This is a genomic window from Kitasatospora sp. NPDC047058 (genome assembly GCF_040643935.1).
Taxonomy (GTDB): domain Bacteria; phylum Actinomycetota; class Actinomycetes; order Streptomycetales; family Streptomycetaceae; genus Kitasatospora.
Genome location: NZ_JBEYVJ010000279.1, coordinates 1 through 9,730, shown reverse-complemented (window position 1 = coordinate 9,730; position 9,730 = coordinate 1). Strand labels below are relative to the sequence as shown.

The 9,730-nt window shown below is 75.1% G+C and carries 7 protein-coding genes, 1 tRNA gene, 1 pseudogene and 1 riboswitch; of the genes and pseudogenes, 1 reads left to right on the top strand and 8 read right to left on the bottom strand.

Annotation, left to right across the window (positions count from 1 at the left end):
- Window positions 1–42: 42 nt before the first annotated feature.
- Both ABZ885_RS29610 and ABZ885_RS29605 read right to left on the bottom strand, forming a co-directional pair.
- Window positions 43–1,479, bottom strand: coding sequence for an MFS transporter (locus tag ABZ885_RS29610; RefSeq protein ID WP_360195124.1), 1,437 nt, complete (start codon window positions 1,477–1,479; stop codon window positions 43–45).
- A gap of 101 nt (window positions 1,480–1,580) precedes the next feature.
- Window positions 1,581–1,895, bottom strand: coding sequence for an SMR family transporter (locus ABZ885_RS29605; RefSeq protein WP_360195122.1), 315 nt, complete (start codon window positions 1,893–1,895; stop codon window positions 1,581–1,583).
- Window positions 1,896–1,939: 44 nt separating this feature from the next.
- Window positions 1,940–2,005: riboswitch (guanidine-III (ykkC-III) riboswitch) on the bottom strand.
- Between the two features lie 142 nt (window positions 2,006–2,147).
- Here ABZ885_RS29605 and ABZ885_RS29600 point away from each other — a divergent pair.
- Window positions 2,148–2,222 (top strand) — tRNA-Cys (locus ABZ885_RS29600).
- A gap of 175 nt (window positions 2,223–2,397) precedes the next feature.
- On the opposite strand, the gene ABZ885_RS29595 is transcribed toward ABZ885_RS29600, so the two are convergent.
- From ABZ885_RS29595 to ABZ885_RS29570, 6 genes and pseudogenes are all read right to left on the bottom strand, one after another.
- Window positions 2,398–4,725 (bottom strand): xanthine dehydrogenase family protein molybdopterin-binding subunit, encoded by a 2,328-nt coding sequence (locus ABZ885_RS29595; RefSeq protein ID WP_360195120.1) that lies wholly within the window; start codon window positions 4,723–4,725, stop codon window positions 2,398–2,400.
- A gap of 794 nt (window positions 4,726–5,519) precedes the next feature.
- Window positions 5,520–5,963, bottom strand: a pseudogene (locus tag ABZ885_RS29590) ((2Fe-2S)-binding protein); the annotation flags it as partial.
- Window positions 5,964–6,043: 80 nt separating this feature from the next.
- The gene (locus ABZ885_RS29585; RefSeq protein ID WP_360195127.1) at window positions 6,044–6,910 is read right to left on the bottom strand and encodes an FAD binding domain-containing protein; all 867 of its coding nucleotides are present in this window, start codon (window positions 6,908–6,910) and stop codon (window positions 6,044–6,046) included.
- Between the two features lie 314 nt (window positions 6,911–7,224).
- A complete protein-coding gene (locus ABZ885_RS29580; RefSeq protein ID WP_360195117.1) occupies window positions 7,225–8,835 on the bottom strand; it encodes a beta-N-acetylhexosaminidase in 1,611 nt (536 codons plus the stop codon).
- Window positions 8,836–8,889: 54 nt separating this feature from the next.
- Complete coding sequence (locus ABZ885_RS29575; protein WP_360195114.1) at window positions 8,890–9,168, bottom strand: DUF3039 domain-containing protein; 279 nt, start codon at window positions 9,166–9,168, stop codon at window positions 8,890–8,892.
- 63 nt (window positions 9,169–9,231) lie between these two features.
- Window positions 9,232–9,730, bottom strand: a 499-nt coding sequence (locus ABZ885_RS29570; RefSeq protein WP_360195111.1) for a YqgE/AlgH family protein, incomplete at its 5' end; no start/stop codon positions are given.

The window sequence follows — 9,730 nt, the reverse complement described above, 5'->3', positions numbered from 1 at the left end:
GCCCCGGCCGACCCCGGTGTCCCCGCCGGGGGCAAGTGACCGTCAGCCCTTCCGCACCCGGCCGGACACCAGCGCGCCCAGCAGCGCCACCCCGGTCATCGTCAGGAAGATCACCCCGAACGCGCCGGCCGAGCCGGTGCCCCCGGCGCCCTCGTGGGCGGCGGTCATGGTGCCGCCGCCCAGCGCCGAGAACAGCACCCCCGACAGTCCGACCAGCAGCACGTTGCCGAGCGCGTCGCTCATCTGCAGCGAGGCCGAGTTGGCCCCGGCGTCCTCCGGCGCCGACAGCTTCATCATCAGCACGCTGATGCTCGCCACCGTCAGGCCCATGCCGACCCCGCCGACGCCCCAGGCCACCGCCGCCACCCAGGCCGGCACGGCCGGGACCAGCACCAGGGCCGCGCCCGCGATCGCCACCGCGGTGAGCACGAAGCCGCCCCGGATCATCGCCTCCCGGTAGCGCTCCGCGCCCGGCCGCCCCTGCAGCCAGGAACCCAGCGCCCAGGAGAGGCCGCCGCTGGTCAGCGTCAGCCCGGCCAGCGTCGGCGAGAGGCCGCGCTGGGTCACCATCATCAGCGGGATGAACGCCTCGGCCGCGAAGAACGCCCCCGCCGCCACCCCGCGCAGCAGGATCACCGTCGGCAGCCCGCGCCCGGCGCGCAGCGTCCCGGCGGGCAGCAGCCCCAGCACGGCGGGCAGCAGCAGCGCCGCCCCGGCCGCCGCCGGGAGCAGCCCGATCACGTCCAGCCGCTGGCCGGCGTACTGCAGCAGGCCCGCGCCGAGCGCGGCCATCGCGGCCAGCAGGGTGCGGCGGCGGTCGAAGTCCGCGCCCTTGGGCACCGGCTGCTCCCGCTCGGAGCGGCGCAGCGCGGGGCCCATCACCGCCAGCGGCAGCACGATCAGCGCCGGGACGGCCAGGAACACCCAGCGCCACCCCAGGTGCTGGGTGACGGCGCCGGACACCACCGGGCCGACGATCGAGGGCAGCACCCAGGCCGAGGAGAAGGCCGCGAAGACGGACGGCCGCAGCCGCTCGGGGTAGGCCCGGCCGACCACCACGTACAGCGCGACGATCACCAGCCCGCCGCCCAGGCCCTGGACCGCCCGGCCCGCGACGAAGACCCACATCCCGGGCGCCGTCCCGGCCACCACCAGGCCCGCGCCGAACACCGCGATGCCGGTGAACAGCGGTTGCAGCGGGCCCCGCCGGTCGCACCACTGGCCGGAGACGACCAGGGCGAACAGCGTGGTGGTGAAGTAGCCGGAGAACGCGAAGGCGTAGAGCCCCAGCCCGTCCAGCTGGCGGGCCGCCACCGGCATCGCGGTGTTCACCGCGGTCGCCTCGAAGGCGAGCAGCAGGACCACCGAGACGATGCCCAGCGTCAGCGCCCGGTAGCGGCCGCCGAGCACCCCTCCGGGGTCGGTCGGGTCGGGGGGTGTCGGGGCGGCGTCGACCGAGGTGGGGGAGGCAGTGGTCATACGTAACATCGTAAGACCCGTCCGACCGGATGACCCCTGACCAAGGAAGGTGACCGGCTCCTCCGGAGGACCTAGGCCCGGCTTCGGGACGGGCGGGTCGCTCAGTGCAGCGCCTTGAGGCCCACCACACCGGAGACGATCAGCAGCAGGCAGCCGGTCCGGGCCACCGTGGCCGCGTCCCCGAGCGCCACCATGCCGTACAGCGCGGTGCCGACCGCGCCGATACCGACCCAGACCGCGTAGCCGGTGCCGATCGGGATGGAACGCATCGCGTACGCCAGACCGCCCATGCTCAGCGCCAGCGCGACGCCGAAGACGAGGGTGGGGACGAGCCGGGAGAAGCCCTTGGACGACTCCAGGGCCACCGCCCACACGGTCTCCAGGACACCGGAAACGATCAGAACGAGCCACGCCATGGCGACGACACCTCCGCAGTCAGCAGCGGCCGGGTTGCCGCTGTGCTGCGCCGTCTTGTCGTCACCGGGTACGACGCGCTCGTCCGGGGCGGCCGGAAAAGGGCCACCTGTCTCCGACGGTAGCACGGGTTGCCATGCAGAATTTACAAACGGACGTTGACGTCCTATCGCGGATTCCGTCAGGATGAATTCACCGGCCCCGCCGGAGCAACACCGGAATCACGCGCAACAACCGAAACAGCAGTAAACCCCGGCCGTGTGCCCGAGTGGATCAGGGGACCGCCTGCAAAGCGGTTTACACGGGTTCGATCCCCGTCATGGCCTCCAGCTGCGACGGTGACCGGAAATGGCGTTCCCGCCATTTCCGGTCACCGCCGTTTCCGGACCCCGTCGCAATTCTCCGGAATTCCGGGGAGTTCCGACGGGAGATCCGGCGGGAGTTCCGGCGGGAGTTTCCGCGGGCAGCCGGACCGCGAGCCGAACCGTGAGGACCGTGCGACCGTCAGGCCGTCACGGCGTCCTCGGGGCGGATGGGGAGCCGGCCGACCGGGAGGCCGGTGGCGGCGCGGACGGCGGCGGCGACGGCCGCCGGGGCGACCACCGCGGGAACGGCACTGACCGCCTTCGCGCCGAAGGTGGCGACCACGTCGCGCTCCTCCAGCAGGGCGGCGATCCGGACCTCCGGGGTGTCCAGGGCGGTCGGCAGCCGGTAGCCGGTGAGCGAGGGGTTGACCAGCAGGCCGCCCTCGGTCCGCAGGTCCTCCAGCAGGGCCAGGCCGACCCCCTGGGCGACGCCGGCCTCGATCCGGTCCTCGATCTGGCGCGGGTTGAGCGCCCGGCCGACGTCCTGGGCCACGGTCACGTCGACCACCCGGACCGCGCCGAGCTCGATGTCGACGTCCACCACGGCCCGCATCGCGCAGAACGCGATCGAGACGAAGGCGTCCCCCTGCCCGGCCTCGTCCAGCGGCTCGGTCGGGTGCGGGCGGCACTGCGCGGTGGCCCAGAGCTCCTTGCCCTCCAGCGCCTCGGCGACCGGCATGCCGAGCACCCCGTCGTAGGAGGTGATCTTGCCGTCGGCGATCTGCAGCAGCTCCACCGACATCCCGAAGTTGGCGGCGATCGGCTGCAGCAGCTGGTGACGGACCATCAGTGCGGCCCGCTCGACCGCGCCGCCGGAGACCCAGGTGTGCCGGCCGCGGGCGGACGGCCCGGCGATCGACTGGTCGCTGTCGGCCGGCGCGATGTACACCTCGCTGACGCCCAGCACCGACTGCACGATCTGCCGGGCGAGGGTGGCGAAGCCCTGGCCGGAGTCGACGGCCGCGCAGATCACCGTGGCGTGGTCGCCGCTGACCCGCACCGTCGCGGTGGAGACCTCGTCCTCGCCCTCGGCGCCCAGCATGTGCACCATGCCGACCGCGTAGCCGATGCCGCGCCGCACCGCCGCCGGGTCGCCGGCGCCGCCGGGCCCGCCGGGCAGCAGCCACTCGGCGTCCGGTTCGTCCACCGGCAGGGCGGGCAGCGGCTCCGAGGACACCGCCTCCAGCAGGGCGGCCACCGGGGCCGGGCAGGTGACGGCCTGTCCGGTGGGCATCGGGTCTCCGGTCGCCATCGCGTTGCGGCGGCGGATCTCCACCGGGTCCAAGCCGACCCGGGCGGCCAGCTGGTCCAGCTGCGACTCGTAGGCGAAGCAGGCCTGCAGGGCCCCCTCGCCGCGCATCCGGCCGGCCGGCGGGTTGTTGGTGCGCACCGCCCAGGCGTCCACGAACACGTTGGGGCAGTTGTACGGGCCGACCGAGAACGCGGTGGCGGCGGCCAGCGCCTCGGCCGAGACGTCCGCGTAGGCGCCGCCGTCCAGCAGGATCTGCGCCTCGACCTTGACCAGCCGGCCCTCGGCGTCGGCGTGGTGGCGGTAGCGCAGCAGCGCCGGGTGGCGGGAGGTGTGGGTGTGGAAGGACTCCTCACGGGTGAGGGTCATCTTCACCGGGCGGCCGGTGCGCAGCGCCAGCAGCGCCAGGGTGACCTGGAAGGAGAGGTCCTCGCGGTCGGAGGTGGCGCCAGGCACACCGGTGACCACCAGCCGGACCCGGTCCGGCTCCAGGCCGAGGCAGGCGGCGGTGCGGTCGCGGTCACCGTGCGGGTCGGTGGACGACAGGTGCAGCTCGACGCCGCCGTCCGGGCGCGGCACGGCCAGGCCCGCCTCGGCGCCGAGCGGCGCCGGGTCCTGCCGGCCGACCTGGTAGAGGCCCTCGACGACGACCTCGCCGGCCGCCTCCGGCTCCCCGGTGCGCAGCGGGAGGTGCCGGAACAGGTTGCCGTCCGGGTGCAGGGCCGGGGCGGTGAAGGCCTGCTCCGGGTCGGTCACCGCCTCCAGCGGCTCGTAGTCGACGGTGATCAGGCCGACGGCGAGGCGGGCGGTGTCCGGGTGGTCGGCGGCGACGGCGGCCACCGGCTCGCCGTGGTGGCGGACCACGCCGGCGGCCAGCACCGGCCGGTCGGCGACGATCGGGCCGGCCGGCGCGCCGTCGGGGCTGCCGTCCGGGCCGGCCGGCAGGTCGGCGGCGGTGACCACGGCGTGCACGCCGGGCAGGGCCAGCGCGGCGGAGGTGTCGATGCCGGCGATCCGGGCGTGCGGGTGGGGCGAGCGCAGCACCGCGCCCCAGAGCAGTCCCTCGGCCCAGAGGTCGGCGGCGTACGGGTAGATGCCGAGCGCCTTGGGCAGGGCGTCGCTGCGCAGCGGGGAGCTGCCCAGCCCGAACGGCTCCGGTGCGCCGTCCTCGTCGCCGTCCTGCTGGGGTGCTGCGCCGATGTCGGTAGGCGACGTCATGATGCGTGGTCGTCCTCGGGGAGCCGGATGCCGTGGGCGGGGGTGGCGCCGTACGGGACGCCGGCGGGGGCGGTGCCCTCGACCGGGACGCCGTGCGGGGGCGTGGGGACGTACGGCGTGCCGTGCGCGGGCGTGCCGTCGAAGCCGGTGGCGGGGGCCTGCTCGTAGACCGGGCCGTCGTAGCCGCCGGCGGCGTCGTAGCCGGGCTGCTGCGGGTAGCCGCCGTCCGGGTGACCGCCCGGCAGGTAGGTGCCGTGCGGCGGGGTCGGCGTGTAGTGCTGCTGCTCGGGGTAGCCCGCCTGCGGGTAGTAGCCCTGGCCGTCGACGGCCTGCGCGGGGATGCCCTGGACCTGCGGCAGCACGCCGGTGTCGAAGGCGCCGGCGGGGAACGTCCCGGTGTCGTAGACGCCCGTGTCGTAGCCGCCCTGGCCGTCGGGGGTGCCGTACTGCATGCCGACGCCGACGCCCGTGCCGGCCGTGGTCGGGATCTCCTCCACGTGCTGCTGCCCGGCGAACTGCTGCTCCGCGAAGGGCTGCTCGGCGAAGGGCTGGTCGACGGGGACCTGCTCGGTGAAGGACTGTTCGGCGAACTGCTGCTCGGCGAACTGCTGCTCGGCGGGCGGCTGCGGGACGTGCTCGATCCAGGCGTCCTCGTCGGTGTACACCGGTGGGTCGGCCGGCTGCGCGGTCTCCTCCGCCGCGGCCGCGGTGGCCGCACCGGCGGCGGCCTCGTCGGCGGCCTCCGCGGCGAGCGCCTCCTCCGCCTCCTCGGCCTCCAGCGCCCGCGCGTCGGCGATGTTCTGCACCGCGGCGAGCACGCCCCGGTAGCCGGTGCAGCGGCAGAGGTTGCCGCAGAGCGCCTGCCGGGCCTCCACGTCGGTGGGCCGGTGGTTGCGCTGGAGCAGGTCGTGCACGGCCATCGCCATGCCGGGCGTGCAGTAGCCGCACTGCACCGCGCCGGACTCGGCCAGCGCCTGCTGGACGTCGCTGGCGCCGCCGCCGGCCGACAGGCCCTCGACGGTGTTGATCTCGCTGTCCTGCGCCAGGGCGGCGGGCACCAGGCAGCCGGCCACCAGCTGTCCGTCCACCTGCACCGAGCAGGCACCGCACTCGCCCTGCTCGCAGCCGTCCTTGGCGCCGGCCAGCCCGAGCCGCTCGCGGAGCACGTAGAGCAGGCTCTCGCCGATCCAGGCGTCGGTGACGGGCCGTTCGAAACCGTTGACCCGCAGCGTGTACGAGGTGCAGGGCCGCAGCTCCCGGCTGACCTGCGGCGCGTGGTCGAACGCGCCCGCGTCGAGGGTTTCGATGGGGTCAGTGGTCACTTCAGCGCCCTTCCCAGTGCCCGGCGGGCCAGCACCGATACGGTACGCCGTAGCCGAACGGCGGCCGCGGTCGGCCCCTCGGTCACGGCCTCCCAGGCGCCCTCGGCGCCGTAGCTGTCCGGAACGCAGGCGGCGGCCACGTACTCGCCGAAGGCGGCGGTCGCCGCGGGGTCGATCTCGCGGCTGCCGTCCCAGTCGATGCAGCCGGCCACCCAGGCCTCGGCCTCCAGCGGCCGCAGCGGCACCGGGGCGACGGCGCCGACCGCGCAGCGCACGGCGCGCCGGGCCGGGTCGAGGACGAGCGCGACGGACGCGGTGGCGCGGGCCGGGCCGCTGCGCCCGGTGGCCTTGAGGAAGACCTGCGGGGCGTGCAGCAGCGGGACGCGCACCCAGGTGAGCAGCTCGCCGGGCCGCAGCGGGTCGAGGCCGGTGAGCAGGTGGCTGACCGGGACCTCGCGGGTGGCGCCGGCCCGGGCGAGGGTGACGGTGGCCTCCAGGGCGGTGAGCACCGGGAGGGTGTCGCCGGCCGGGGAGGCGGTGGCGATGTTGCCGCCGAGGGTGCCGACGTTGCGCACCTGCGGGGGTCCGGCGGTGCGGGCGGCGTCGGCGAGGGCCGGGATGAGCGCGGCGAAGTCGGGCCGGTCCATCCGGGCGTGGGTGAGTCCGGCGCCCAGGACGGCGGTGCCGCCGTCCTCGTAACGCCAGCCGCGCAGTTCGGTGATCCGGCCGAGGCCGATCAGCGCGGCGGGGCGCAGCCGTCCGGCGTTGACGGCCTCCATCAGGTCGGTGGCGCCGGCCACCGGCACTGCGGCCGGGTGGGAGGCCAGCGCGTCGACGGCCTCGTCGAGGGAGGCCGGCAGCATGATCGTCCGGTTCACCTGGGTCCCACCGTGCTCCACTTGCTCATCGATCGCCTGCCGCCCGCGGCCTTCGGCCGGGGTGTCCGCGTCGGCAGCCCGGCCTGGCCCGTAGGGTACGGGCGATCGGGCCGGGTTGGGCAACTCTGGCACACAATGCTCGATGATCATTTCGGGACAGGCGAACGGAACTGCCCGATTGGGACGGATACCGGGCGGTATCTGCTCCGGTCCGGGCCGGACCGGAGCAGATGTTCATCTGTTCTTGACGTCCGACGACCGTTCAGAAGTTCCCACCCGCCCGTCGGGCCCCGCCGCCCTCAGACCGCGGGCGGCGGGCCGTCGAGCGGCCGGCCGACGACGCCGGGCCGGCGCTGCCAGGGGTGCGGGCCGCCCTCCGGCCGGTACTCGACGCCGAGCGCGTCCAGCACCGCCAGGTGCCCCCGGAGCCGCCGCCCGAAGTCCGCGAAGTCACGTGCGGCCGGGTCGGCGGGCAGCGCGGACCAGGCGACCTCGGCGAAGGCCGCGAGCCGCGGGAAGGCCCGGTAGTCGACGTCCCGGGCGCTGTCGGCGAACTCGCTCCACAGGTTGGCCTGGGTGCCGATCACCCGGCGGGCCGCGGCCTCGTCCAGCTCCGCCGGGACCGGCTCGAAGCGGTACACGTCCTCCAGCGTCCGGACGAAGCCGGCCGGGACCGGCTCGTCCTCGCCCGGAGCCTGCCGGTGGTCCAGGTAGACGTGCTGCTCGGGGCACATCACCACGTCGTGCCCGGCCCGCGCGGCCGCGATCCCGCCGCCGTAGCCGCGCCACGACGACACGGCCGCGCCGGGCGCCAGGCCGCCCTCCAGGATCTCGTCCCAGCCGATCAGCCGGCGCCCGCGCCCGGCCAGCCAGCGGTCGAAGTGGCGGATCAGGTGGCTCTGCAGCTCGTCCTCGTCGGCGAGGCCCAGCTCGCGGATCCGGGCCTGGGCGGCGGCGCTGTCCTTCCACTGCTCCTTGGGGCACTCGTCGCCGCCGAGGTGGACGAACTCGGAGGGGAAGAGCTCCAGCACCTCCTCCAGCACGCCCTCGAAGAAGCGCAGGGTGCCCTCCGAGGGGTTGAGCACGTGGTGGCTGACGCCCCAGTCGGTCCAGACGCCCAGCGCCGCGGTGTCCACCACGTCGGTGTTGCCGAGCTCCGGGTAGGCGGCGATGGCGGCCTGCGAGTGGCCCGGCAGGTCGATCTCCGGGACGACGGTGACGGCCCGCTCCGCGGCGTAGGCGACGATCTCGCGCAGGTCGTCCTGGGTGTAGAAGCCGCCGTGCGGACGGTCGTCGCGGCACCGGGCGGTCCGGTACCCGACCATCGAGCGCTCCCGCCAGGAGGCCCGCTCGGTGAGCCCCGGGTAGCGCTTGATCTCCACCCGCCAGCCCTGGTCGTCGGTCAGGTGCAGGTGCAGCACGTTGAGCTTGTGCGCCGAGAGCTGGTCGATGAAGCGCAGCACGTCGGACTTGGGCAGGAAGTGCCGGGCGACGTCCAGCAGTGCGCCGCGCCAGGCGAAGCGGGGGGCGTCCTCGACGTCGGCGCCCGGCAGCACCCAGCCGCCGTCGCGCAGCGGGGCACGGCGGTAGGCGTCCGGGCCGAGCAGCCGGCGCAGCGTCTGGGCGCCCCAGAGGGCGCCGGCGGGGCCGCCGGCGGTGATCACGGCGTGGCCGGGGCGCACCGAGAGCCGGTACGCCTCGCCGGCCAGCGACCCGTCGTGGACCAGTTCGACGCCCTCGCCGGGCCGGCCGGGGGCGAACGGGAGTCCGGTCGCGGCGGTCAGCGTGGTCCGCAGCCACCGCTCGGCGCCGGCCAGGCCGGGCGGGGCGGTGAGGGTGGTGCCGCGGTCGAGGGGGAAGTCCTGGTCCCGGAGGCGGACGGAGCTCAGGGGGGCGGGGATGAGGTCCATCCCGCCATCCTGGCCCGCATCACCCCGATTGGCATAGACCAATCGTCGGACGGGTCACTTGTTGTTGTCGTCGCCGCCCTGCGGCTTGCCGATGCCGTCGTAGATCTCCTTGCACATCGGGCAGACCGGGTACTTCTTCGGGTCGCGCCCGGGCACCCACACCTTGCCGCAGAGCGCGACCACGGGGGATCCGGAGAGCGCGCTCTCCATGATCTTGTCCTTCTGGACGTAGTGCGCGAAGCGCTCGTGGTCGCCGTCCCCGTTGGACACCTGCGGGACGGGCTCGACCAGGGTGCCGGTGCCGAGGCCGCGCTCGGGCTCAAGAGTGCTCATGGGTGCCAAGTCTATGGGGGCCCCGGGAAACCGGGCCACCGTCGCGCCCGCGGAACTCGCACGTCAGTTCAGGGTCGGGTCGTCCGGGTACGTGGCGAGCAGCGCCAGCGGGCCGCGCTGGCGGCGCAGCACCGCGCGCCAGAGCCGCTCCGGCTCAGGGCTGGAGATGTCGCCCGGCTCGCAGTCCACCAGGTACCAGGCACCGGAGCCGATCTCCGCCTCCAGCTGGCCCGGTGACCAGCCGGCGTACCCGGCGAAGATCCGCAGCCCGCCCAGCTCCCCGGCCAGCACCTCCGGCGGCGCCTCCAGGTCCACCAGGCCGATCGCCCCGTGCACCCGCCGCCAGCCGAGCGGCTCGACGGTGCCCGGCTCCCCCGGGGCCACGGCCAGCCCGAGCGCGGAGTCCAGCGCCACCGGCCCGCCCTGGAACACCACGGCGGGCGGCCCGACCAGCCGGCCCCAGCCGTCGAGTACGCTGCCCACCTCCACCGGCGTCGGCCTGTTCAGGACGACGCCGAGCGCCCCCTCGGCGTCGTGGTCGAGGAGGAGCACCACCGCCCGC

Bases quoted from the DNA above. Each gene is read 5' to 3' on its own strand.
- ABZ885_RS29575 (WP_360195114.1), bottom strand. From the start codon at position 9,168: ATGAGCACTCTTGAGCCCGAGCGCGGCCTCGGCACCGGCACCCTGGTC.
- ABZ885_RS29585 (WP_360195127.1), bottom strand. From the start codon at position 6,910: ATGCTGCCGGCCTCCCTCGACGAGGCCGTCGACGCGCTGGCCTCCCAC.
- ABZ885_RS29610 (WP_360195124.1), bottom strand. From the start codon at position 1,479: ATGACCACTGCCTCCCCCACCTCGGTCGACGCCGCCCCGACACCCCCC.
- ABZ885_RS29605 (WP_360195122.1), bottom strand. From the start codon at position 1,895: ATGGCGTGGCTCGTTCTGATCGTTTCCGGTGTCCTGGAGACCGTGTGG.
- ABZ885_RS29595 (WP_360195120.1), bottom strand. From the start codon at position 4,725: ATGACGTCGCCTACCGACATCGGCGCAGCACCCCAGCAGGACGGCGAC.
- ABZ885_RS29580 (WP_360195117.1), bottom strand. From the start codon at position 8,835: ATGGACCTCATCCCCGCCCCCCTGAGCTCCGTCCGCCTCCGGGACCAG.